The sequence below is a fragment of the Leptolyngbya sp. DQ-M1 genome (assembly GCF_039962505.1).
Lineage (GTDB): Bacteria > Cyanobacteriota > Cyanobacteriia > Leptolyngbyales > Leptolyngbyaceae > Leptolyngbya.
The window spans coordinates 39,596-62,729 of sequence record NZ_JAMPLJ010000011.1 but is presented as its reverse complement, the minus strand read 5'-3'; the positions used below and the strand labels follow the sequence as shown (position 1 = coordinate 62,729).

At 48.9% G+C, this 23,134-nt stretch carries 24 protein-coding genes and 1 riboswitch; of the genes, 15 read left to right on the top strand and 9 right to left on the bottom strand.

Features of this window, described 5'->3' with window-relative positions:
- Nucleotides 1–363 precede the first annotated feature (363 nt).
- From NC981_RS22715 to NC981_RS22695, 5 genes are all read left to right on the top strand, one after another.
- Nucleotides 364–1,005: a DUF3386 domain-containing protein gene (locus NC981_RS22715; protein WP_348244973.1), complete on the top strand. Its 642-nt coding sequence runs from the start codon at nt 364–366 to the stop codon at nt 1,003–1,005.
- Nucleotides 1,006–1,093: 88 nt separating this feature from the next.
- Entirely contained in the window at nt 1,094–1,330 is a 237-nt protein-coding gene (locus tag NC981_RS22710) for a NifU family protein (protein WP_190377154.1), read from the top strand.
- Between the two features lie 71 nt (nt 1,331–1,401).
- Nucleotides 1,402–3,636: a glycoside hydrolase gene (locus NC981_RS22705; RefSeq protein ID WP_348244977.1), complete on the top strand. Its 2,235-nt coding sequence runs from the start codon at nt 1,402–1,404 to the stop codon at nt 3,634–3,636.
- An 85-nt stretch (nt 3,637–3,721) separates the two neighbouring features.
- Nucleotides 3,722–3,931 (top strand): hypothetical protein, encoded by a 210-nt coding sequence (locus NC981_RS22700; protein ID WP_348244972.1) that lies wholly within the window; start codon nt 3,722–3,724, stop codon nt 3,929–3,931.
- A 64-nt stretch (nt 3,932–3,995) separates the two neighbouring features.
- Nucleotides 3,996–4,199 carry a Uma2 family endonuclease gene (locus NC981_RS22695; RefSeq protein WP_348244971.1) on the top strand — a complete coding sequence of 68 codons (204 nt, stop codon included), beginning with the start codon at nt 3,996–3,998 and terminating at the stop codon, nt 4,197–4,199.
- Between the two features lie 191 nt (nt 4,200–4,390).
- On the opposite strand, the gene eno is transcribed toward NC981_RS22695, so the two are convergent.
- Nucleotides 4,391–5,686, bottom strand: a complete 1,296-nt coding sequence (gene eno, locus NC981_RS22690; protein WP_348244976.1) for a phosphopyruvate hydratase — start codon at nt 5,684–5,686, stop codon at nt 4,391–4,393.
- Nucleotides 5,687–5,876: 190 nt separating this feature from the next.
- Between eno and NC981_RS22685 the strand changes: the two genes are divergently transcribed.
- The 3 genes from NC981_RS22685 to NC981_RS22675 are packed head-to-tail and all read left to right on the top strand — an operon-like array spanning nt 5,877 to nt 8,542.
- Nucleotides 5,877–7,010: an AI-2E family transporter gene (locus NC981_RS22685; RefSeq protein WP_348244970.1), complete on the top strand. Its 1,134-nt coding sequence runs from the start codon at nt 5,877–5,879 to the stop codon at nt 7,008–7,010.
- Between the two features lie 36 nt (nt 7,011–7,046).
- On the top strand, nt 7,047–7,466 hold the full coding sequence (locus NC981_RS22680) for a hypothetical protein (protein ID WP_348244969.1): 420 nt from the start codon (nt 7,047–7,049) through the stop codon (nt 7,464–7,466).
- Between the two features lie 53 nt (nt 7,467–7,519).
- Nucleotides 7,520–8,542 carry an SAM-dependent methyltransferase gene (locus tag NC981_RS22675; RefSeq protein ID WP_348244968.1) on the top strand — a complete coding sequence of 341 codons (1,023 nt, stop codon included), beginning with the start codon at nt 7,520–7,522 and terminating at the stop codon, nt 8,540–8,542.
- Between the two features lie 94 nt (nt 8,543–8,636).
- Here NC981_RS22675 and rpsD read toward each other — a convergent pair whose 3' ends face one another.
- The 7 genes from rpsD to NC981_RS22640 form a co-directional block, all read right to left on the bottom strand.
- The gene (rpsD, locus tag NC981_RS22670; protein WP_190377150.1) at nt 8,637–9,245 is read right to left on the bottom strand and encodes a 30S ribosomal protein S4; all 609 of its coding nucleotides are present in this window, start codon (nt 9,243–9,245) and stop codon (nt 8,637–8,639) included.
- A gap of 71 nt (nt 9,246–9,316) precedes the next feature.
- On the bottom strand, nt 9,317–9,811 hold the full coding sequence (locus NC981_RS22665; RefSeq protein ID WP_348244967.1) for a MogA/MoaB family molybdenum cofactor biosynthesis protein: 495 nt from the start codon (nt 9,809–9,811) through the stop codon (nt 9,317–9,319).
- Nucleotides 9,811–10,146, bottom strand: coding sequence for a photosystem II reaction center protein Psb28 (gene psb28, locus NC981_RS22660; protein ID WP_190377148.1), 336 nt, complete (start codon nt 10,144–10,146; stop codon nt 9,811–9,813). Before psb28 ends, NC981_RS22665 begins: the two co-directional genes overlap by 1 nt.
- Before the next feature lie 75 nt (nt 10,147–10,221).
- On the bottom strand, nt 10,222–11,544 hold the full coding sequence (locus NC981_RS22655) for a serine/threonine-protein kinase (protein ID WP_348244975.1): 1,323 nt from the start codon (nt 11,542–11,544) through the stop codon (nt 10,222–10,224).
- 63 nt (nt 11,545–11,607) lie between these two features.
- Nucleotides 11,608–13,326: an ATP-binding protein gene (locus NC981_RS22650; protein ID WP_348244966.1), complete on the bottom strand. Its 1,719-nt coding sequence runs from the start codon at nt 13,324–13,326 to the stop codon at nt 11,608–11,610.
- A 132-nt stretch (nt 13,327–13,458) separates the two neighbouring features.
- Nucleotides 13,459–14,619, bottom strand: a complete 1,161-nt coding sequence (locus NC981_RS22645) for an MFS transporter (RefSeq protein WP_348244965.1) — start codon at nt 14,617–14,619, stop codon at nt 13,459–13,461.
- Nucleotides 14,564–14,815 carry a hypothetical protein gene (locus tag NC981_RS22640; protein WP_348244964.1) on the bottom strand — a complete coding sequence of 84 codons (252 nt, stop codon included), beginning with the start codon at nt 14,813–14,815 and terminating at the stop codon, nt 14,564–14,566. Before NC981_RS22640 ends, NC981_RS22645 begins: the two co-directional genes overlap by 56 nt.
- 13 nt (nt 14,816–14,828) lie before the next feature.
- Between NC981_RS22640 and NC981_RS22635 the strand changes: the two genes are divergently transcribed.
- Nucleotides 14,829–16,259: a phosphoglucomutase/phosphomannomutase family protein gene (locus NC981_RS22635; RefSeq protein WP_348244974.1), complete on the top strand. Its 1,431-nt coding sequence runs from the start codon at nt 14,829–14,831 to the stop codon at nt 16,257–16,259.
- 117 nt (nt 16,260–16,376) lie between these two features.
- On the opposite strand, the gene NC981_RS22630 is transcribed toward NC981_RS22635, so the two are convergent.
- Entirely contained in the window at nt 16,377–17,828 is a 1,452-nt protein-coding gene (locus tag NC981_RS22630) for a glycoside hydrolase family 13 protein (RefSeq protein WP_348244963.1), read from the bottom strand.
- A gap of 115 nt (nt 17,829–17,943) precedes the next feature.
- Nucleotides 17,944–18,018: riboswitch (Glutamine riboswitch) on the top strand.
- A 36-nt stretch (nt 18,019–18,054) separates the two neighbouring features.
- On the opposite strand from NC981_RS22630, the gene NC981_RS22625 reads away from it, so the two are divergent.
- From NC981_RS22625 to NC981_RS22600, 6 genes are all read left to right on the top strand, one after another.
- Complete coding sequence (locus NC981_RS22625) at nt 18,055–18,438, top strand: DUF4278 domain-containing protein (protein ID WP_348244962.1); 384 nt, start codon at nt 18,055–18,057, stop codon at nt 18,436–18,438.
- 159 nt (nt 18,439–18,597) lie between these two features.
- Complete coding sequence (locus tag NC981_RS22620; protein WP_190377144.1) at nt 18,598–18,825, top strand: 4Fe-4S dicluster domain-containing protein; 228 nt, start codon at nt 18,598–18,600, stop codon at nt 18,823–18,825.
- A 105-nt stretch (nt 18,826–18,930) separates the two neighbouring features.
- Nucleotides 18,931–20,004, top strand: coding sequence for an aromatic ring-hydroxylating dioxygenase subunit alpha (locus NC981_RS22615; RefSeq protein WP_348244961.1), 1,074 nt, complete (start codon nt 18,931–18,933; stop codon nt 20,002–20,004).
- 176 nt (nt 20,005–20,180) lie between these two features.
- Nucleotides 20,181–20,702: a hypothetical protein gene (locus NC981_RS22610; RefSeq protein WP_348244960.1), complete on the top strand. Its 522-nt coding sequence runs from the start codon at nt 20,181–20,183 to the stop codon at nt 20,700–20,702.
- Between the two features lie 41 nt (nt 20,703–20,743).
- Nucleotides 20,744–21,631: a hypothetical protein gene (locus NC981_RS22605; RefSeq protein ID WP_190377141.1), complete on the top strand. Its 888-nt coding sequence runs from the start codon at nt 20,744–20,746 to the stop codon at nt 21,629–21,631.
- Nucleotides 21,632–21,842: 211 nt separating this feature from the next.
- The gene (locus NC981_RS22600) at nt 21,843–23,129 is read left to right on the top strand and encodes an aminotransferase class I/II-fold pyridoxal phosphate-dependent enzyme (RefSeq protein WP_190377140.1); all 1,287 of its coding nucleotides are present in this window, start codon (nt 21,843–21,845) and stop codon (nt 23,127–23,129) included.
- Nucleotides 23,130–23,134 lie beyond the last annotated feature (5 nt).

Below are 23,134 nucleotides of genomic sequence, written 5' to 3'. Positions count from 1 at the left end.
TCAGGTGCAGCTTGAAGCCCAAACTTCCACAGCTGAGACTCGAAAGAACGTTACAGCTCTTTCAAACGTAGTCTCAGCTTTCTTTTCGCGCTACCTCCCCGTCGAACTCACGTCAGCACAAAGTGTTTGAGAACTTGGCAGCACGAGGCAAGACCTTACAGGAAGTCTCGAATTCTAGTTTGGACGTTTCCTGGTGTCTTTTCTTTGCGGATCTCGTTTGATCCCAATTATTGAAGAAGTATTCAACAGTTTTTAGGCACGATCGCAATTTTTCTCTTTTATGGGCTGATATCAGCTTCCCAAAATTAGGCGAATTCGTGTCAAATTCTTTAAACTAAAGGGAGTGACTTTGTTGGAGATGCTATGACCACCACTGTGCAAACCGATGCGCGTGCCTTGTTTCAGGCTGCTTACGAAAATCGGTACACCTGGGACGAAAACTTCCCCGGTTATACGGCAGACGTGACTTACCGCCAAGGCGACAAAACTTACCATGCAAAATGTCGCATCAATGCCGATTTCACTTTTGATGTGACTGACATCGAAGAGGGAGAAGGTAAAAAGGCAATTCACGGTCAAGTTTGGGAAATTGCAGTTCACCGGGTTCGTCGGGCGTTTGAAGAAACGCATGGGAAGAACACGTTTACATTAGGTGCAACTGATCCCGATGGAGGCGTTGAGATTTTAGTAGGTGGTAAGTCGGAAGGCGATCGCTACAAGGTTCGCAACAATGAAGTGAGTCTCGTTCACCGCCATATTCATGGAGTGGTTGTGACAATTAACACCTTTAGTAGTCACGACACTGGAAATGGCTATTTGTCGCACCGCTATGATTCGATTTACAGCGATCCGAAAACGGGAGCTGTCAAAGGTGCGAGGAGTGAGTTTGAAGATCTTTACGAACAAATTGGCGGATATTACATTCTGACGAGCCGCACCATTACAACTGAGCAGCATAAGAGCGAATTTCTGTTTACGAATGTGCAGCTATTAGAGCGGGTATAAGCCGCACTGAATCAAGTGCAAGACCCGCACTCTCTGAACGATCGTTCAGAGTTAGGATTAAAGTTGTCAAGCTGTTAGAAGGTGAATTATGTCTTTGACACTAACGCCCGAAAATGTCGAAACCGTTCTCGATGAGCTGCGTCCGTATTTGATCTCAGACGGCGGCAATGTGGAATTGGTGGAATTGGACGGTCCAATCGTGAAGCTGCGCTTACAAGGTGCGTGTGGAAGCTGTCCGAGTTCGACCATGACGCTGAGAATGGGGATCGAACGCCGCTTGCGCGAGATGATTCCAGAAATTGCTGAAGTCGAACAAGTTTTGTAGGCAAATCCTTATATCGAAAATGGAGGCAAGGGATAGACTATTAAAGGTCTAATCCTTTGCCTCCGTTTTTTATGCCGCATCCGCTCCACGTTGCATTTATCTGGCATCAACATCAACCTCTCTACAAAAGCCGAGGGGATGCCAACTATTACGCTCCGTCTGAAGGGCAATATCGCTTGCCCTGGGTACGTCTTCATGGCACAAAAGATTATCTCGATTTAGTGTTGCTTCTGGAGCGCTATCCGAAATTGCATCAGACGGTGAACCTAGTGCCATCTCTGATGATGCAGATTGAGGACTATGTGGCAGGAACGGCACTCGATCCGTATCTGACGGCAACGGTTACGCCTGTGGAGCAGTTTGATCGCGCTCTCAAGGAATTCGTGATTGAGCATTTCTTTGATGCGAATCGCCATACGTTGATTGCGCCGCATCCGCGTTATGTGCAGCTCTATGAACAGCGGCAAGATCACGGACGGGGCTGGTGTTTGGAAAATTGGAATACTCAAGATTTTAGTGATTTACTCGCGTGGCATAACTTAGCGTGGATTGATCCACTGTTTTGGGATGACCCAGAGATTGCGGCTTGGTTAGAGCAGGGGAAAGGCTTTACGTTGAGCGATCGACAGCGCATTATCGCAAAACATCGCGAAATCATGAGCCGCATTATTCCGCAGCATCGCAAAATGCAGGAAGCGGGACAACTTGAGGTGACGACGACTCCTTACACGCATCCGATCTTGCCGTTGTTGGCAGATACCAATTCGGGGCGGATTGCGGTTCCGAATATGACGCTGCCCGAATCGCGGTTTCAGTATCCGGCGGATATTGAGCGGCATTTGAGAAAAGCATGGCTGATGTATGAGGATCGATTTGGTCGATCGCCGCGTGGGTTGTGGCCCTCAGAACAGTCGGTCAGTCCTGAGATGCTGCCGTATGTGGCGAAGCAGGGCTTTAATTGGCTGTGTTCGGATGAAGCGGTTTTAGGCTGGTCGCTGAAACACTTTTTCCACCGGGACGAAACCGGGAATGTTTATGATCCTGAAAAGTTGTATCGTCCGTATCGATTGGAAACACCTGCGGGAGATTTAGCGATCGTCTTCCGCGATCATCGGTTGTCGGATTTGATTGGCTTTACGTATAGTGCAATGGAGCCAAAACGAGCGGTTAGTGATTTAGTGGGGCATTTGGAGGCGATCGCGCGATCGTTGAAGCCGAACAATGATCAGCCCTGGTTAGTAACGATCGCATTAGACGGTGAAAACTGTTGGGAATTCTATCCACAAGACGGTAAGCCGTTCTTGGAAATGCTTTATCAAACGCTGAGCGATCACTCTGAGATCAAATTAGTGACCGTTTCAGAGTTTATTGAGCAATTCCCGCCGACTGAGACGATTGCAGCCGATCAGCTTCATAGTGGCTCGTGGGTGGATGGAAGTTTCACTACTTGGATCGGAGATCCAGCGAAGAATCGAGCTTGGGACTTGCTGACTGCCGCAAGACAAACCCTGGCAAATCACCCTGAAGCAACTGAGGAGAATAATCCTGAAGCTTGGGAAGCACTCTACGCAGCAGAAGGATCAGATTGGTTTTGGTGGTTTGGAGAAGGACATTCCTCGAATCAGGATGCCATGTTTGATCAATTGTTTCGAGAGCATTTAGCGGCGTTGTATCGATCGCTGAATGAACCCGTTCCTGAGAATGTGCGTCGTCCGGTCGAAGTGCATGAAGCGCGGGGCGATAGTGCACCACAAGGATTTATTCACCCTGCGATCGACGGTCGCGGAGATGAGCAGGATTGGGACAAAGCGGGACGACTTGAAGTCGGCGGTGCGCGGGGAACCATGCACCAAAGTAGTTCAATTCAGCGACTCTGGTATGGTGTGGATCACTTGAATTTTTATTTGCGCTTGGATTTACAGACCGGAGTGCAAATCGGCAAGGATATTCCACCAGAGCTAAATCTCTTCTGGTACTACGCGAATCAACCGATGCACAATAGTCCCATCCCATTAGTTGATGTTCCAAATCAAGCGCCTTTGAACTATCACTTTCATCACCATTTGGGTGTGAATTTGCTGACTCAAACGATTTGGTTGCAGGAAGCAGGTGAACATTTCCGGTGGCAGTCGAGAGCAAGCCGCGCTCAATTGGGAGTCGATCGCTGTGTTGAAATTGCGATTCCGTGGGCAGACCTGCAAGTCCAGCCGGATTACTCGCTGCAATTGATTGCGGTGTTTTCGGAAGGGGGACGGTATCGGCAAGTGTTGCCAGAAGATGGAGTGATTGCGATCGTGGTTCCATAACACATTGGCGATCGTCTGGATGGTTAGACGATCGCTTTTTTGAACCACGTTAAACTGAGAAAACCAACTTGTAGGATCAGCGTCGATGACTGCCCTCTCTCCGTCAGCCTCAATCCAGCCGCGCCTCTATACGCCAGAAGAATACCTTGCTTTGGAAGATCAAGCAGAATTCCGAAGCGAATACCGACAGGGAGAAATTGCGCCTCCTGCCATCGGCACAACAAATCACAACCGAATTGCACGAAATGTGAGTGCAGCGCTACATTTTGCGGCTAAGGTGCAAGACGGGGTTTGAGAACTTTATCGGGGATGTGAAGTTGTGGATTCCGCAAGAGCAGCTTTAGACCTAGCCGGATATCATGGTTGTAGTCGGTGAAGTGGCCTATTACAACAATCGTCGCGATATCATTCTGAATCCTCAAGTCATTATTGAAGTATTGTCTCAATCGACAGAAGACTACGATCGATTAGGAAAGTGCGCGAGTTACCGCACCGTTCGTAGCTTTGTCGAATATGTTCTGGTTGACCAAAATCGAATTCGAGTGAAACATTTCACAAAGTAAGCAGCTAAACGTTGGCTACTTCACGATTTAGATGCGGAAGATCGTGAGATTCGATTAAAAAGTATCCCGGTTTCGATCTCGCTGAATGATGTTTACCGCAATGTAAATTTTTCAGAAACAGAAGTCAGTAAAACAGGAAATTTAGCGGAAATGAGGAGCGATTGCTGAGATGCGATCGCTCCTCATTTCCCTTATTTGTAGCTCGGAGCCATGCCAACGGTTCCCGCGTAAACCGCACGATCGCCTAATTCGTCTTCGATCCGCAGCAGACGATTGTATTTCGCAACTCGTTCACTGCGACACAGCGATCCGGTTTTGATTTGTCCCGCGCGGGTCGCAACTGCAAGATCCGCGATCGTCGTATCTTCGGTTTCACCGGAACGGTGGCTGATGATCGATCGGAAACCATTCCGCGCACCGAGATCGATCGCTTGTAGCGTTTCCGTCAGTGATCCAATTTGATTCAGTTTAATCAAAATTGAATTTCCTGCTTTCTGTTCAATTCCCTTTTGCAGTCGCGTGATATTTGTCACAAACAAATCATCCCCAACCAATTGGCATTTGCTACCAATCTTTTCGGTCAATAACTGCCAGTGCTGCCAATCATCTTCATGTAACCCATCTTCGATCGATACAATCGGATAACTGCTGACTAACTGTGCCAGATAATCTACCATCTCAGTGGGTTTATGAGCGGTTCCATCATAGGTGTATTGCCCATCTTTGTAAAACTCACTCGCCGCCACATCCAGCGCGAGGGCAACCTGTTCGCCGGGTTTGTAGCCCGCTTTCTCGATCGCAGAAATCAACAGGTCGAGGGCTGCCTGATTCGATTCGAGGTTGGGAGCAAAACCGCCTTCGTCACCCACACCCGTCAGCAAGCCTTTATCGTGCAGCACTTTACTGAGCGATGCGAACACTTCCGCGCCCCATCTCAGCGCTTCTCGAAACGTCGGTGCCCCAACCGGAACGATCATGAATTCTTGGAAATCGACGTTGTTGTCTGCATGAGCACCACCATTAATCACATTCATCAAGGGCACAGGTAATACATTCGATAACGGCCCACCCAGATAGCGGTAAAGCGGCAGTCCCAGCGCGTCTGCACCTGCTTTTGCGGTTGCCAGCGACACACCCAAAATTGCATTTGCGCCCAAAGCTGCTTTATTCGGAGAACCATCGATCGCGATCATCGTGCGATCGACTAGCTCCTGATTAATGGCATCCAGCCCGATCAACTTTGGAGCCAGCGACGTTTCAACGTTTTCGACCGCTTTGAGAACACCTTTTCCACCGTAGCGGCTTTTGTCGTCGTCGCGGAGTTCGTGGGCTTCAAAGCTTCCAGTCGAAGCTCCGCTCGGAACTTGAGCAATTCCGTAAGCACCATTCGCCAGAGTGACTTCGGCTTCGATCGTCGGACGACCGCGTGAGTCGAGAATTTCACGGGCACGAATGGATTCGATCGCTGTGTCTAGGGCATCAATCATAATAGTCAAACCTGTAGTGAAAAAGGCAGCATTTTCGGGCAAATCAATTTTGCCTTTGCCTAGAATACGCCCTTCCTGAACAATTCTTGTAGCGAGCTTCACATCCCGGTCGCAGGGAAGTGGAAAAAATCCGGAATTAAATTCAATCTGAGCAGTACACTCGATTAGGTTTCGGTAAGGAGTGAAAACGGTGGGACTCGGTAGATGGATTGGGTTTTTGGCGTTTGCGATCGCGCTTTACATTCTGTGGGAGCTTCGCCAGGTGTTGCTGTTGGTGTTTGCGGCGGTGGTGTTTGCGACGGCGCTGAGTAGCTTGGTGAAGTCTTTGCAGCGATTTGGACTCAAGCGCGGCGGAGCGGTGCTGATTTCGATCGTGACGCTGTTGGTGTTAATGGCTTTGTTTATCGGGCTGATTGTGCCACCGTTTATCACTCAGTTTCAGCAGCTAGTCGAACTGGTACCGCGAGGACTCGATCGGGTGCAAAGCTGGTTTGATCAGATGCAGCAGATGGTTCCAGGGTATTCGCAGTATATGCCTGGTGTGGATGACTTAGTGCGACAGATTCAACCGTTGGCGACTAGGGTTGTGGGAAATTTCTTCGCGCTGTTCTCGAATGCGTTAACGGTACTATTGAATATTCTATTAGTATTAATTTTGACGATTATGCTGTTGATTAATCCTCAACCGTATCGTCAAGGATTCATTGCGCTATTTCCTTCGTTTTACCGGAGACGAGCCGATCGTATTCTCTCACTGTGCGAAGTGTCGCTCGTGAACTGGATTATCGGGATTTTGATCAATATGGTCGTGATTGGGTTGGTGAGCGGAATTTCGCTGCTGATCTTGGGTGTGCCGCTGGTGTTAGCGAATGCGCTTCTAGCGGGACTTTTAGAGGCAATTCCGAATGTCGGCCCAGTGTTGAGTGTGATTCCACCGATCGCAGTCGCACTTCTCGATGCCCCGTGGAAAGCGGTTGCCGTTTTGATTGTCTACATTTTGATTCAGCAGCTTGAACAGTATTTGCTGGTTCCGTTTGTCATGTCGCGGCAGGTAGCACTTTTGCCCGCAGTAACGTTAATTTCGCAGGTTGTGTTTGCCATTGCCTTTGGGTTTCTCGGTCTGTTTTTAGCGATTCCATTGGTGATTGTGGGACAGATTTGGATACGAGAAACATTGGTGCACGACGTTCTCGATCGCTGGCGCAAAGATGAACTTGAGGCAGAGTTAATTGATGCGGAGACAGACTTGCAGCAACTTTCAGAAGCGAAAGTCGGGATTGATTCACCCGAAGAAACTCACAGTGACGAGGAGGGTTCGCGGTAAACTAATTCCTGTGTCACATCTGGAATGTTCTGAATTATGAGAGCGTGGATTGCGGTTGCAGTGTCGGCAGTCATTTGGTTAACGGGCATCTCGGACGCGTGGGCGTTGATTCAAATCAAGCTATCGGATTTGTCGTATCGAGAATGTTCGGCGGAGATGTCGAAAGGCGCAGTTACAGCGGGCGGTGTGCCGCAGTCGGCGCGATGCTTTATTGTGTTTGGCAAGGCGACCAATCCCACGAATAAAACGATCGTCAATGCCGATATTTTCGGACGAATTTATGATGCGAACGACGATCCGATTATCGAGAACCGTACCCGGTTGGGCGCGATCGAGGAAGTTCCGCCGGGTGTGAGTGAGTTTGAGTTTCAGGTGAATGTGCCTGAGAATCAACCGTTACCGTTGAAGTTGTTGCAGTTCAAAGCAGCAGGATTTACAGGAACAGTGAGACGTTAGCTCAAAGCTAAATGTGATAGGACTATTACTCGTTTCTGTAGCCTCGTAAATTCATGCAAAAGCCCCCAACTTCTCAAGTTATCTTCACGGCATCACCCGAATTTGCTCAAGTTGCATTGAACGAAATTCAGCAAAGCGATCGAGGCTCAAAATTGCTGCAATGGCTTGATCAAGGAGTGGGCTTAATTCAATTAGACACTCTAGATTTCCGCGATTTAGCACCCCGAATTCTAAAGACAAAGGCTGCATTCATTAGACATCTTTGCCCGGTGAATGACAAAATTCCGCTTGAAATTACACAGTTAAGAGCGGCGATCGTAGCTCAGATTCCTTTGTTCGATCGATCTAAAACGCTCTCAATTCAAATTCGTTCTTCTACTAAAAACATCGATCGATCTAAACTTAGAAACGCTCTTGTTGATGATTTAATCAATGCAGGCTTGAAGGTGGAGGCAAAAGATCCAACTCAAATTATCTCGATTTTTTGTGATAGCACGACTGCTTATCTGGGATTTTCTAACGCTTCAGAGAACTTGAGCAATTGGGCAGGTGGAATGCACCGATTTGCACATGAAGACGAACAGATTTCTAGAGCCGAATTTAAGCTACTCGAAGCGATCGATGTTTTCAATCTCAAATTACCCACCGCAGGATTAGCGCTCGATCTGGGTGCAAGTCCGGGCGGTTGGACAAGAATTCTGAGAAAGCTTGGATTATCCGTGGTTGCCGTTGATCCGGGTGATTTAGCTGAATCGCTGCGCTTGGATTCAAACATCACTCATCACCGTCAGCTTGTACAACAGTATTTACCAAGCTGCCGCGATCGCTTTGATCTCATCGTCAATGATATGAGAATGGATGCAGTTGACTCTGCAAAAAACATGATTGCAGCAAGTAAAACGCTTAAAGAAGATGGCATGGCGATCATGACTCTGAAATTGCCCAGTAAAGGGGTAAAGAGCGTGATTAACAATGCGATCGCACTGCTCGAAGACCATTACGAAGTGATTGGAATTAGAAATCTATTTCACAATCGGCAAGAAGTGACAGTCGCGATGCGAACAGCGCCAGAATAACCCACAATACGACGAAACCTCCCAGCGCTGACGGGGCGCGGGAGGCTGTCAAAGATATTCAATTGCCGCGGAGAATATCAATTTCGGAAAAATCTTACGCCTGACGTGAGTAATACTCAACGACCAGCAGTTCATTAATTTGCAGCGCCACCCATTCGCGATCGATGACTCCGTTCACTTTCCCAGTCATCTTGTTCTTGTCGAACTCCAAATGACTCGGCAAGTTAGACAAACCCGGATATTGCAGGTTTGCTTCGACCAATTTGCGAGAGCGATCGCGATCGCGCACCGCAACCACATCTCCCGGACGGCAGTTATAGCTCGCAATGTCTACAACCTTACCATTGACCGTAACGTGACCGTGATTCACTAGTTGACGTGCGCCGGGAATCGTCGGAGCCATTCCTAAACGGAACACAGTGTTATCTAACCGCATTTCCAGCAGTTGCAAGAGTACCTGTCCAGTCGAACCTGCTGCACGGCGGGCTTTCCGCACGTAGCGAAGCAGTTGTTTTTCGCTCACTCCATAGTTGAAGCGAAGCTTTTGCTTTTCTTCTAGACGAACTGCATATTCTGAGCGTTTCTTACGCGCTTGTCCGTGTTGTCCGGGTGGATAGGCGCGGCGTGCAGATTTACGGGTGAGTCCGGGAAGATCTCCCAGACGACGGGTGATTCTAAGGCGAGGGCCTCGATATCGCGACATTGAACGTTCCTCGTTTGACTCGGAGATTTAAACAACTTTTCTAGTATACGACGCGGAATTCGCGGCTTCAATTATTTTTTCAATTGAGTGACCAGATGCACTAATTCCGGCAAAATCAGTTGCTCTACTGCCAGTTTTACCGCATTCGATGAGCCGGGGAGCGAAAAAATCAGCTTGTTTGAATAAACTCCGGCGATCGCTCTCGATGCGATCGCTCTTGATCCGATCTCGGCATAGCTCAGCGATCGAAAGATTTCCCCGAATCCGGGCAGCGTTTTTTCGAGGAGTTGTTCGATCGCGTCGTAGGTGGTGTCTCTTGGGGCGATGCCTGTTCCACCACTGAGAATCACCGCATCGACAGCGAATAGATTGACGAATTGAGCACGAATCTGATCAGGTTCATCGGGCACGATCGCATAATGCGCGATTGTGTGACCGGATTGTTTGAGCAGCGATTGGATCAGTTGACCACTGCGATCGGTCTCGATCGTGCGGGTGTCACTGACGGTAATCACGGCACAGGAAACGGCGATCGCAGCTTTATCCGGGTGGGGCTGATGCGACATTACGACTTTGTAAAGCCTAGATCGTTGGATTCAGCGTAGCGATCCATAAACCGCATAAAGCGATCCCAATCTTCCACCGATTTCATGATGTAGGTAGCTTCGAGTGCCGCAGGCTGACCGTTGATAAATTTGGCTTTGACTTCGCGGGTGAGCAGTTCGCCTTCTTCGTCGATCATGTACATTCCGGTGATGCTATCGGTCTTTTCAGCTTCTAGCGCTTTTGGCTTCTCGAAGATGAAGGTGGCGGCTCCGTTGGTTCCATCTTTGGAGCGGGTTATACGAACATCTGGGATCACTTCTTCGGTAATGCCTCTTGAAAATTGGATTTCTGCCATGATGCGAATCGATGAGTATTTTGGATTGGCTCTATTCTCCCATCTTTGCGTAACTTAACAAAGGCTTCTCATTTTTCATTTAAGCTTCAGCCACGATCGAATCTCTTTCAGTACCCAAGCCTGCTCGAAATCGGTGAGTTCTTCGCCAAACTGGTGCAATCGATATCCGGTACGATACGGCCCTGATGTGATTGTGATTAAGCCATTTGAGTCGCGCCGCACTTCTCGAATGTCGCGGGTAATGCCTGTCATCCGATTGCTGGCGGTTTTGAAGCGCTGAGTTTCGACGACGAATTCTCGGCGATCGAACTTGACATAAGTCCGCTGAAACGTCGGACTCATAAACAGCAAAAAGATCAGCGCTCCCAAAATGAGAATCCAGGTTGCAGAGCTAAGCACGCCGAAAAACAGGATCAGGAAAATCATCGGCACGATAAACGTTAATCCCAGCGATGCAACGCCTAGCTTGATCAAGCCTGGAAGATTTAAGCCCTTCTCTTCGGGATGCTTGGGAATAACGATTTCTAGCCGTTTTTTCGATCGCATCAGCTGGACTCGCGTATTTTTTGGGCGTTCAACCGGCGGAAAGGAAAACACAGTTTCAGAACGATTCAAGGCATCGATCGCCTCATGTGCTGTCTGGAATCGCTGCTCTAGATCAGGATGGGTGAGCTGATCGATCCAATCTGCTAACGCGGGCGGCAATGTGACACGATCGCGCCATTGAATCCGAAGCTGTCGCTGGGGTAAATCGGCTGGGGAGACTCCGGTGAGTAAATGAATCAACGTTGCACCCAACGCATAGAGATCAGAACCGGGAACAGCACGACCGCCGAACTGCTCGATCGGCGTATATCCGTAAGTTCCAACGATCGTAAAGGTTGCACCCTCGACATTAGCGCGATCCTGCACCGCTCCAAAATCGACCAGATACACTTGCTGATCCGTGCCCAAAACTAGATTACTGGGCTTGATATCGCGATGCAGAACGGCGGGATTGAGACCATGTAAATCCCGCAGAATCGTTAGAACTTCCAGCGCAATTTGTCGCACTTCCGCTTCAGAAAATCGCTTGCCTTCCTGAATTAATTGTTTCAGTGAAGTTCCCGGAATGTAGTCCTGCACCAAGCCAAACCAGAGAATGCGATCGTCGATCGAAAAAGAATCCCGACACTTCGGAATGCGTGGGTGATCCAACTGCCGCAAAATCTGAGATTCACGCTCAAACAGCTTGAGATCATCCCACTGCGATTGCTCCCCAAACGCCAACAGTTTCACAATCACAGATTGCGACTGAGCCGTTAAATCCATCGCCAGCCAAGTTTGCCGCCCTGCACCGTGACCTAATTTTTCTTGAAGTTGATAGCGATCGTACAGCGTTTGTCCTGCACTCAGCATCGATCGAGGCTCCCTACCGTCTTTACCGACTTCGCTTTCGATCATAGCGATTCCGTCTTTTCTTTAGCTGAAGCTGGGGAGTTTGACGATAAATTCTGTGCCTTGAGGCAAGACGGGGAAGCACTCGATCGAACCGCGATGTTGTTCGACGATTGTTTGATACGAGAGCGCGAGTCCCATTCCGGTTCCTTTGCCGACTGGTTTTGTTGTGAAAAATGGATCAAAAATGCGGGGTCGAATTTCTGCTGAAATACCGATGCCTGTATCTCGGATTCGGACTTTTACAGTTTGGTCAGACTGTTGATCTGTCCAAATTTCAATCGTGCGATTTTCTACGGTTTCGATCGCATCGATCGCGTTGTTAATCAAGTTCATCCACACCTGATTGAGTTGTCCGGCATAACAGTCAATGGGTGCAACAGTTCCATAGTGTTTAACGATTGTAATGTGTTGAGCTTTCAATCGGTGCTGCAATAGCGTTAAGGTTTGCTCGATCGCAGCGTTAATATCAATGGTTTTGAGTGCTGCTTCATCTAATCGGGAGAACGATCGCAGCGATTTGACAATTTCTTGAATGCGAGTCGTACCTGTTCGCATTGAAGCAAACACCCTAGCAACATCATCGAGCAAAAAGCCGAGATCAATTTCATCAATGGTGTGTTGAATTTCCGCGATCAGTTCAGGATAGTGTTTTTGATAAAGTTGAATAACCCGAATTAAATCGCGAGTGTAAGCATCTGCATAACGCAAATTTCCGTGGATAAAATTAACAGGATTATTCACTTCATGAGCAATTCCCGCAACTAATTGACCCAGACTCGACATCCTTTCACTTTGAATGAGTTGCGTTTGGGTTTGATTTAAGCTGGATAGCGTTGCTTCGAGCTCTGCATTTCTTTGAGACAGTTCGGTGGTTCGCTCTGCAACCCGACTTTCTAAAACTTCGTTTGCTTGCTCTAAGGCTTCTTTGGCACGTTTGAGATCAGTGATATCTGTTGCGATCCCACCGATCGCAAACGCTTGTCCTGTTTCATCAAACAAGGGAAATTTGACGACGATCGCAATATGTAATCCGTCTTCATGGGGCTCAATTTCCTCAAGCTGAATCGAAGTTCCAGACGCGATCGCAGCACGATCGGCGACTTGAAATGCCGCTGCAATCTCAGGCGGAAAAAAGTCGTAGTCGGTCTTGCCTAGATCGCGGTCTTGATCGAGATTGAATCGATGGGCAAATTCTCGATTCATCAATATATACGTTCCGTTCGTATTGCGATATTCTTTGGCAAAGATACTAGCTCTTGTGTTGTTGATAATACACTTAAGCAAGTTCTGGCTTTGCTGCAACTTCGCAACTTGACCTGATAATTCTGTAATTAATTTGTTATGTGATTTCTTTAGTCTAATTTCAGACTGTTTATATCTTGTTATTTCGGTAATCATTCCACAAAAGATGGTTTCACTCTGATTGATCTCAGTGAGCGCTGCGGTAATTTGAATCCATCTCTGCTTGACTCGTCCCTCAAAGCTCCAGGGAATGGCACGATTGATTGCCTTTCTTAAAGATTCTCGAAAGCGATCACGATCGCTTGGATCAATTTGGTTTTCTAACACGGCAAAATCTTTTGTAATCACCGCAGCAGAAACACCAACGAGATCAGCGACGCGATCGCTGATGTAATCAATTCTGTACTCGTTCCCGATCGCGCTTAACCGAAAGATTGCACCTGGAGCGTTAGCGGCGATCGTCTGCACATCAATCTCTATAGCCGAATTAGAACTCATACAGGGCACAACCGAGCAATCTTGAGAAAAGTTTCCTTATCATTCCCTCAATTCTCTTGTGCTACCACTACGATCAACTCCTATGATCAAATACAAAGATCAAATACATACAAAGATCAAATACAAAACTTGTCAATGGGCTGTTAAGCGCTGCTGTCGCCAATATAATCCTAATCCTGCTAGCAGCATCATCCCAAATCCGATCGCGCATACGCCAGACCACTGAAACCGATTCCAAGCATAAGTGCCTAAATACGATCCAATTGCACCGCCAACAAAATAAAGCGTGATGTACAACGCATTTAAGCGACTGTGATATTCCGCAGGCAAGCTGTAAAGCGTTGCTTGATTTGAAATTTGACTCGTCTGGACTCCCAAATCCAGCAAAATCGCACCGAGGACTAATCCGCCTAGCTGTTTTCCAAAGGCCCAAACCACGAGAAACGCTGCGATCGTCATCAAAACTCCGATTTTTAGCGTGAAGCCCGGACTCTGACGATCGGCAATTTTGCCAACAATCACCGCCGCTACTGCACCCGCAATTCCCACAAATCCAAACAACCCTGCAATATCACTGCCATACTGATACGGCGGTTGTTCGAGCAAAAATACAAGCGTACTCCAGAAGGCACTAAACGCCCCAAACGACATCGCCCCAATCCAAGAAGTCGCTTGCAGTATAGGGTCTCGCTGAATTAGCTCCAACATCGATCGCAGCAAAGTTGGATAGGTCATTTTCAAGCTCGATTGATAGCGGGGGAGCTGTTTCGCTAAAACGATCGCCAACAGCACCGTCGCACCACTAGCAAACCCATAGATCGCCTGCCAACCGATGATTTCTCCGGCAAACCCGCTTAGCGTTCTTGCGACCAGAATGCCGATAAATAAGCCACTCATCACCCGACCGACAATTTTGCCGCGCTCCTCTGGTTGGCACAGTTGCGCGGCAAACGGTACGAGGATCTGTGCAGCAATGGTACTCGCCCCGATCGCAAAACTCGCAAGACTCAATCCCAATAAATTCGTCGATAGTGCCGCCATCAGGAGCGCGATCGCGGTGCATCCCGTCACCAGGACAATTAGCCGTCGCCGCTCTATGCGATCGCCCAACGGCACGATGAATAAAATTCCAATCGCATAGCCAATCTGCGTCAACATCGGGATCACTCCGACTTCTGCTGCCGAAACTCCGAACTGTTGAGCTATTTTGGCTAAAAGCGGCTGATTGTAGTACAAATTAGCGACCGTCGCGCCCGACGCGATCGCCATCATCCAAACCAGTGAAGAACGCATAAATGAAAGAACGGTGAGGTTTATATTGCAAGGGTAATTGAGGAGCGAGGAGTAAAGGGATTTTGAAGCGTCCTGGAAGCCTTGAGGCGCTCTGTAAAGAAACTGGAGAAAGATCATAAAACTCGATAAAGTCCGAGATATCCCCGTTACACTGTTTTTGTTCCAAACCCTTTTGCAGCAGGAGAAGTGCAAGCATGGCTCACGCGCCGATGACAATTACCACAATTAATCCGATTCAGTTTGGCACCGATGGCTGGCGCGGCGTGATTGCTGCTGATTTCACGTTCGATCGCGTCATGACCGTCGCCCCGATCGCCGCGGCAGTTCTGTCTGAGGTTTACGGTGCAGAAACCGGAAGCAACACCGTGATTGTGGGCTACGATCGCCGATTTTTATCCGAAGAATTCGCCCGCACTGCGGCAGAGTCGATTCGCAAAGCTGGCTTTGATGTGCTGTTTTCTGAAAGTTTCGCGCCGACTCCTGCCTTTAGTTGGGCAGCGAAGAAGCTGAATGCGCTGGGCGCGATCGTGATTACGGCAAGCCACAATCCTGGCAACTATTCAGGCTTAAAAGTCAAAAGCGCCCACGGGGGATCAGTGCCGCCGGAAGTGACGAAGAAGATTGAAGCCTTGTTAGCGAGTGGTGCGCCTGCGCCTGATGTGCAACCGGGAACATTCAGCACGTTTGATCCCTGGGAGAGCTATTGCGAAGGACTGCGATCGCTTGTGGATACTACAGCGATTAAAACGGCGATCGAGCAAGGGAAAGTCACGGTGTTTGCGGATGTGATGCACGGAGCCGCAGCGACCGGATTAGCGCGATTGCTCGGTGTGGAAATTCATGAGTTGAACAGCGATCGCGACCCCCTGTTTGCAGGAGGCGCACCAGAACCGCTACCGAAGTATTTGCCAAAGATTTTAGAGACGATTCAGAATTTTGACGGAAATAGTTTAGCGGTGGGCTTAGTGTTTGATGGCGATGCTGATCGTGTTGGCGCAGTTGATGCCAAAGGGAATTTTCTCAGTTCTCAGATTCTGATCCCGATTCTGATCGAGCATCTGGTGCAAAAAGGCTTTAGCGGCGAATTCGTCAAAACGGTGAGTGGTTCAGATCTGATGCCGTTGGTTGCCAAGCTTTACAACCTGCCTGTACACGAAACGCCGATCGGCTACAAATACATCGCCGATCGAATGCTCGAAACCAAAGTTCTACTCGGCGGAGAAGAGTCCGGTGGGATCGGCTATGGTCATCACATTCCAGAGCGCGATGCGTTACTGTCGGCACTGTATGTTCTCGAAACTGTGGTACAAACGGGAACCGATCTGGGCGAACTCTACCGCCGTTTACAGGAAAGAACCGGATTTTTGTCAGAGTACGATCGCATTGATCTGCCTCTTGCCAGCATGGAAGTCCGCGCCAAACTTCTAGAGCAGTTGAAAACGCAACCCCCGCAAACCATTGCTGGAAAAGCGGTAATTAGCTGTCAGACCGACGATGGCTATAAATTCCGGCTTGAGGATCAAAGCTGGTTATTGATTCGCTTTAGTGGGACAGAACCCGTTTTGCGGCTGTATTGTGAAGCGGCAACGATCGACCAGGTTCACCAAACGCTAAATTGGGCGCGTGATTGGGCGAGTTGAGGACGAATTTTTCCGCTTCGGTTTGAGCGGCTGACTGCCCCTAAATCTCCCACTCGTGCGAGATTTAGGGGCTACCCGGATTCAACATCGAAGCCAGTTCTATGGACTTATGCACTGTTAGATGACAATACTGCCCGATCGCTCAGGCAGATCAATCTCTAACTCTTGCTCATTCCAAATCAATTCTGCATTGCCGTAAACGATGCGATTCGGATGCGTTTTAAGTTCCGTTTTATTCCAATGAATCGCAGCTTTCACCGCAACGGTTCCCACATTCACTGCAATAATCACCGTTTGATCGTCTAAGGTTCGCGCAAAAACGTAGGTTGTTCCTTCGGCGTACAACACCTTGTAATCCCCCGTTCTCAGAGCGGGATAAGCATGGCGCAGTTTGACTAATTGACGGTGACACTCATAGATTTTGTAATCCCAGTTTGACTCTAACGGGAAACCTCGACGAGAATCTGGATCGATCGCTCCCGGTAATCCCACTTCATCCCCGTAGTAAATACTCGGCGCACCCGGAAACGTCATCAATAACAAAGTACAAAGCTCAATGCTTGGACGATCACCGCCTGCAATGGTCATCAATCGCGCTGTGTCATGGCTTGCTAATAAATTGAGTTGGGTAAGCTGAATCTCCCAAGGATACAGTTTCAATAAATCTTGCATCTTTTGAGCATACTCACCCGCAAACATCGGCGGATACGGCTGGTAATCCCGGCTTTGAACCTGATCCAATACCACACGATCGCCCGCAGCAAACGCGATCGTCGGGCCTGCAAACAAGTAATTCATCACGCCATCGAACTGAGTGCCATCGAGCCACTGACGCGAATCACCCCAGACTTCGCCGACGATATAGGCTTCGGGATTCAGGGCTTTGACGCGATCGCGAAATTCCTGCCAGAATCCCGGTGTTTTCACCTCAAACGGCACATCTAACCGCCAGCCATCGATGCCAAATTTAATCCAATACTCCGCGATTTCCATGATGTACTCTCGCACCTCCGGATTATCGTGATTGAACACAGGCAAAGCGCGATTGTTATCCCAGCCTTCATACCCTGCCGGAAACTCTCCCGTATACGGATGCAGCGGAAACTGATGAATCCTAAACCAATCAATCCAAGGCGAATGATCACCGTTTTCTAAAACGTCATGGAAAAAGAAGAAGCCGCGACTGGAGTGATTAAACACACCATCCAGTACAACTTTGATGTCTCGCTCATGTGCCGCTTCGAGCAACTCGCGAAACGCTTCATTGCCACCCAACATCGGATCGACCTGGTAATAGTCGTGCGTGTGATAGCGGTGATTGCTAGCAGACTGGAAAATTGGCGTAAAGTAAATCGCATTCACGCCCAAATCCTGAATGTAATCAAGCTTCTCGATGATGCCCCAAAGGTCACCCCCCTTGTAGCCTTGCAGCGTCGGAGTCGCATCCCAATCTTCCCAACGCATCGACTTGAGCAGTTTTCTATGCCGTTGCTTGGCGCGGGCAAATCGATCGGGGAAAATTTGATAAAAAACCGCGTTCTTTACCCAGTCTGGTGTCTGAATCTGCATGAAAAGACGACATCGATCACATCAATAGTACGGTAATGATCCCTGTGAAAATCGCTCTCTAACTATTGGTAGAAGTTTAGAAATTCTACAAATCGTAGTCTATAATACAGATATGAACGTTCATCCTTGCTATGCGCTAATTGCTATGGGCCAAGGACGGAAGTAAGGGGTTCTCCTGAAGGAACGCGCCTCAATCTCACTTCATTTCCATTGTTCGAGGCGACTTATGAAACTCATTTATCGTGGTGTTAAATACGAATACGACCCCACTCAGCGCGGCTGCGACGATCGCTTTTCTCAGTCCCATGAGCCGATCACGCTAACTTATCGCGGCAACCGCTACCAACTCGACCCGAATCGCCCTGTACGATCGGCAGTTGAACAGCAACCACGTGAACTGATTTATCGCGGCAATCGCTACTGGATGGGCTATCCAGACGGTAAGCCGACGCTTAGCAATGTGAGACGATCGCAGCCAGCAAAAGATCTGCTTTCAACGCATCGTGCGAATTTGCAGCGAAATTTGCAGCGCCGCATCGAGAGTGCTCGTCAGAAGGGCGATGAGGCTTTACTGGCACTGCTTGAAGCAGAACGCCGCCATCTCATCTAACTCAATTTCACTTACTCTTCACGCACTGAGCCGCGATCGCGGCTCTTTTTTTTGCAAAAACGCATTTTTTCAAATTCAGTCCGACTTTGGGCAATTGGGCAGAAACATATACGAGAATAGATCTATCCGAATGTCGATTTGCTCAGAGAGAAGAACACTGTGTCTCATACGATCGTTACAAACACTTGTGAAGGGGTTGCGGATTGCGTCGATGCCTGTCCGGTTGCCTGCATTCATGAAGGTCCTGGAAAAAATACCAAAGGAACAGACTGGTACTGGATTGATTTTTCGACCTGTATCGACTGCGGCATCTGCTTGCAAGTCTGTCCAGTTGAAGGCGCGATCGTGCCTGAAGAACGTCCCGATCTGCAATCTACGCCGAATTAATTTCTGGTGATCTAGTTTTTGCTCAAAAGGGGACAGAGTTCCCCTTTTTTGTTGGCTTTATTTTGTTGTTAACATGATTCCACGAATTCCAAGGAAGGATAAGTGATGCTCGAATTGGCGACGACACTTCAGGGACAAACTATTCAAAATCGAGTGCGTGAAGTCGGAATTAATCCAAACCACTGGTATGCGGTGACTTGGGCAAAGGATCTCAAGCCCGGAAAGATTCTCCCGATTCGCATCTGGAATCAGTCGATCGCCCTGTACCGCGATTCCCAAAATCAAGTTCAAGCCGTCGAAAATGTCTGTCCGCATAAAGGTGTGGCGATGGACAAGGGCAAGGTGCAGGGCGATGCGATCGTTTGTGGCTATCACGGGTGGGAATTTAACGGGCAGGGCGACTGTGTGGGCATTCCCTACTGGGGCGAAGGTCAAAAGCTTCCCTGTGCTCAAATGCGGAGCTACCCTGTGCAGGAAAGATACGGCTTGATTTGGCTGTTTCCGGGCGATCGTGCCTTTGCTCATTTAGCCTCGGTTCCAGAAATTCCCGAATACGATGATCCGAAGTGCTTTATGGTGCCGATCGGGGCAGAGTTCAAAGCGCATTTTTCCATCTGTAACGAAAACACAATGGATGTGTTTCACGGTTATTTGCACCAGAATCTTCAAGGTTGGTTTGATCCGGTGCTGCTGAAACTGCGCGAAACCGATGAGGCTGTTACGGCAGAATATCAGGTGTCTTACAAAGGCATTTTGACGAAATTTTTAGGGCTGAGCGAATCGGGCGGTATCACCACAAAAACTATTTCCGTGGATTATCAGTATCCTAACTATATCAACAAGCTCGAAGGTGTATCTGCGCTGTACTTAATGCGATTACCGATTTCTGCAACAGAGAGTCGATCATTTGCAATGTTATTTTTGCGTTTACCGATTCCCGTTTGGTTGGTGAATTCGGTACGCCGAGTATTGCAGCCTGTGGTTCTGCATTTACTTTTCTTGCCGTTCCTGCACCAGGACATTGAAATGATCGAAAGCGAACAGGAAAACTATCTCAAAAATCCGCAACGACGCTATGTCGAAGTCAATCCCGCGATTATTGCTGTGCAGCGTTTGATTGTGAAGCAGTACGATCGCTATCAGCAGACCCTTCAGTCTTCTGAAATGATTTCCCGGTAGCGAATATTCTTTTTTGATTACGAAGCGCGATCGGGCTACAAAAAATCTCCTACAGTGTCAAACGACCCTCTGAACCATGCTGCGGCACAAACTTATCCCTAAACTCATCCTTAAGTGGGTTGCAGCGATTTAGCGGTCGTCGTACATCGATCGAGAAGACTATTTTCAGCAAACTTATGAGACATCGATTGAATTTATCAAACTGGCGGCGCGGCATTGTGGCGGTGATGCTCGCGATCGCCCTGTTCGTCACAGGCTGCCAAACTCAAGAACCCTCCCGTTTTGCCGAAGCGCAAAAAGAAAGCACTAAACCGAAAGTGACGGCGGTTGCCAAAGAAGCAACTCAAGGCAGCCAATTTAACAGATACTTCCCCAAACCCGGTGCAGGGTATGAGCGCGTTTACACCCAGGAGAAAAAAGGCTTTGCAGAAGCCAAATTGAAAAAAGACGGCAAAGATGTCGCCATGCTGTCCATTTCCGATACCTCTAGCTTGCCTGCTGCGGCTGCGAAGTATCAAAACACTACCGAGAAAATTAACGGCTTCCCTGCAATGACGATGGGCAATACCCAAACCGGAGTCTTAGTGGGTAAGTATCAAGTCAAAGTCTTATCGCGTGATCCCTCGTTTACCCAGGCAGAGCGCGAAAAGTGGATTTCAAAATTTGACCTCAGAGGCTTGTCGCAGCTTAAGGGCTAGGGCATTCAGCGAATACTGAACTACGAATCATAGGAATTTTCATGAGTAAACCCATTTTTGAACTGGTGGACGAACTTCCCACCCGCGGCACAACCGTCAAGGCGCTTCAAACCCTTGATTTTGTCGTGCCCGGACAGTGGCAAAATCTCACCGGCTTCACCAACACGATCCGCACGGTTACAGGTGAAACCGACGAGAGCTTGATTCAAGCGATCGGAGAACGCGCCGTTTATCTCTACAACGACGAGTCTCAAGGCTATCAACGCGCCCTGTGGCTGTATCAGACCGTGGATAACGCCGCAGGCGCACTCGGAGCCGCTGCACTCGCAAACAAAGTCGGACAGGACATCTCGTTCCTGGGATTTCTCAAAAATCTCACTCCCAAGCCCGAAAAACTACAGAGCCTCGATCTCTGCGTCAAGCTCGTCGTTGAACTTGTCGCTTTCTGCCAAATCAACGGCATCCCTGGCGATAGTATCGGTGACTTCCTGGCGGCACTCGGTGACTACAGCGGCGAATCTCTGATGCGGATGGCAGCCTTGGTGAGCTTTGACGGTTTAATCCCGCTCGGCGGCGATTTTATCCAGAAAGGCTTGTCTACGATTAGCCAAACTACCCCAGACGAACTCGAAAAGAACCAATCCTTCAAGAGCGTCAAGCCCTTGATCCCTGGCGGTGATTCTGCCGGACAGTTGAACTTTATCGGACAGAGTTTTGATTCGGTCAAAGGTTGGATGGGCGATTTTGTCTCCTCGCGCAATCTGACTCAGCAAACTTTGCTCGATCGCGTTCGCGGCGCGATCGATATCACCGCTGACAAGCTCGATTACGTCGGCGCATTTCTCGATGTGTCCGTCAAATACTACACCCACACGGGAACGCAAACTTTAGCGCGTCGTCTGATAGAGCGAGCAGTCGCAGAAATCTAGGGGCAGCAATCTGACGATAAACAGCGATCTTACCCCTGGAACGATCGCTGTTTATTTCGTTTGCTAAGAGTCCCTGATAAGCTGATATCACGCCTCATGTTTGAGACCGTCGATCGAACACGATGCGTTTGTGGGCGAAATTTCTCGTCTGCAAATATACTGTTGAGTCAGAAGCAAATCGCGAACGTCATGCAGGTGAGAGGAGTAAACTGTGCAAGTTGTTAAGGAATACGTGCGGCGTTGGTATGAGAGTGAACTCGACCCGGATGAGTATCTCTGTCATCAACGCCAGGGGAATATGGTGGAGATTGAGGAGGCTGAAACCGGAGAGCGGCGCACCGTTCTGACTTTTTGCACAAACGATGTTCTGGGACTGACCCAAAACGAATCGGTGAAACAAGCCGCGATCGATGCAATTTTCCAATACGGCACCTCGAATAGCTCAACCTCGGTGCTCAGTGGTCGGATTGACTTGCATCGTCAGCTTGAAGACGAGATTGCTAGCTTTAAGCATTTACCCCATACCCAGCTATTTCTGAATGCGTGGATGGCGATGCAGGCGTTGATGGATGCCTTTTGTCATTTGGCGATCCCCGTTTCTGGGTTTCAGCATACCCGCGAAACGTTGGTGATGACTGATGTGTTGAATCACGGTTGTATTGTGTCTGCTTTGGCTCACGCCGGAACGCGATCGGGAAAACTTTTCGGCTATAGTCCCAGAGTCCGCGTCAAGGCATACCGCCATTGCAATATGGAAGATCTAGCGCGGAAGCTGAAGCGCCATGCTCGTCCCGACGATCGCATTATGGTCGTGTCGGACGCGGTGTTCTCGATGGATGGTGACATTGCACCCTTGCCAGAGATGATCGAAATTTTGGCGAATTATCCCGATAGTACGCTGCTGATGGATGAAGCTCATGCGACGGGCGCGATTGGTGCGACGGGGCGCGGGATTTACGAGCATTTCGGACTGAAGCCGCAAGATGCGATCGATCGCGGCGTTAATCCGCTGATTCTTTCGACGTTTGCGAAGTTTGGGGCATCGGTTGGCGCAGCGATTAGCACTCATGTTGCAGAGCTAAAGCCGTTGCTGAATTGTTCGCCGACCTCGATCGGGACTTGTTCGCTGGCACCGCCTTTGACCGCAGCAGCGTTGCAGAGTTTCCGCACGGTGCAGGAGCAGCCAGAATTGGTGTCGCGCCTGCAAGATAGTACGCGATATTTGCGATCGCGTTTAGCGGCTCAGGGATTTGAAGCGATCGGGGAAACGAACGTTGTTCCGGTGCTGCTGCCGCCGGAGATGAATCCGAAGCTGTTTGCGCGGGAATTGCTGGAGTTGGGGATTTGGGTATCGCCGATCTGGTTTATTGCGAAACCGAGGATTCGGATTACGGTGAACGCGCTGCATACTCGCGAGGAGATGGATTGCCTGGTTGCGGGTATGGTGAAGGTGCGGGAATTGATGTACAAGCAAGACACCGCCACGATTAGCGCGTGATGCGT

Excerpts from the sequence above, each read along its gene's own strand:
- NC981_RS22715 (WP_348244973.1), top strand. The coding sequence starts at position 364 with ATGACCACCACTGTGCAAACCGATGCGCGTGCCTTGTTTCAGGCTGCT.
- NC981_RS22710 (WP_190377154.1), top strand. The coding sequence starts at position 1,094 with ATGTCTTTGACACTAACGCCCGAAAATGTCGAAACCGTTCTCGATGAG.
- NC981_RS22705 (WP_348244977.1), top strand. The coding sequence starts at position 1,402 with ATGCCGCATCCGCTCCACGTTGCATTTATCTGGCATCAACATCAACCT.
- NC981_RS22700 (WP_348244972.1), top strand. The coding sequence starts at position 3,722 with ATGACTGCCCTCTCTCCGTCAGCCTCAATCCAGCCGCGCCTCTATACG.
- NC981_RS22695 (WP_348244971.1), top strand. The coding sequence starts at position 3,996 with ATGGTTGTAGTCGGTGAAGTGGCCTATTACAACAATCGTCGCGATATC.
- eno (WP_348244976.1), bottom strand. The coding sequence starts at position 5,686 with ATGATTGATGCCCTAGACACAGCGATCGAATCCATTCGTGCCCGTGAA.
- NC981_RS22680 (WP_348244969.1), top strand. The coding sequence starts at position 7,047 with ATGAGAGCGTGGATTGCGGTTGCAGTGTCGGCAGTCATTTGGTTAACG.
- NC981_RS22675 (WP_348244968.1), top strand. The coding sequence starts at position 7,520 with ATGCAAAAGCCCCCAACTTCTCAAGTTATCTTCACGGCATCACCCGAA.
- rpsD (WP_190377150.1), bottom strand. The coding sequence starts at position 9,245 with ATGTCGCGATATCGAGGCCCTCGCCTTAGAATCACCCGTCGTCTGGGA.
- NC981_RS22665 (WP_348244967.1), bottom strand. The coding sequence starts at position 9,811 with ATGTCGCATCAGCCCCACCCGGATAAAGCTGCGATCGCCGTTTCCTGT.
- psb28 (WP_190377148.1), bottom strand. The coding sequence starts at position 10,146 with ATGGCAGAAATCCAATTTTCAAGAGGCATTACCGAAGAAGTGATCCCA.
- NC981_RS22655 (WP_348244975.1), bottom strand. The coding sequence starts at position 11,544 with ATGCTGAGTGCAGGACAAACGCTGTACGATCGCTATCAACTTCAAGAA.
- NC981_RS22650 (WP_348244966.1), bottom strand. The coding sequence starts at position 13,326 with ATGAGTTCTAATTCGGCTATAGAGATTGATGTGCAGACGATCGCCGCT.
- NC981_RS22645 (WP_348244965.1), bottom strand. The coding sequence starts at position 14,619 with ATGCGTTCTTCACTGGTTTGGATGATGGCGATCGCGTCGGGCGCGACG.
- NC981_RS22640 (WP_348244964.1), bottom strand. The coding sequence starts at position 14,815 with ATGCTTGCACTTCTCCTGCTGCAAAAGGGTTTGGAACAAAAACAGTGT.
- NC981_RS22635 (WP_348244974.1), top strand. The coding sequence starts at position 14,829 with ATGACAATTACCACAATTAATCCGATTCAGTTTGGCACCGATGGCTGG.
- NC981_RS22630 (WP_348244963.1), bottom strand. The coding sequence starts at position 17,828 with ATGCAGATTCAGACACCAGACTGGGTAAAGAACGCGGTTTTTTATCAA.
- NC981_RS22625 (WP_348244962.1), top strand. The coding sequence starts at position 18,055 with ATGAAACTCATTTATCGTGGTGTTAAATACGAATACGACCCCACTCAG.
- NC981_RS22615 (WP_348244961.1), top strand. The coding sequence starts at position 18,931 with ATGCTCGAATTGGCGACGACACTTCAGGGACAAACTATTCAAAATCGA.
- NC981_RS22610 (WP_348244960.1), top strand. The coding sequence starts at position 20,181 with ATGAGACATCGATTGAATTTATCAAACTGGCGGCGCGGCATTGTGGCG.
- NC981_RS22605 (WP_190377141.1), top strand. The coding sequence starts at position 20,744 with ATGAGTAAACCCATTTTTGAACTGGTGGACGAACTTCCCACCCGCGGC.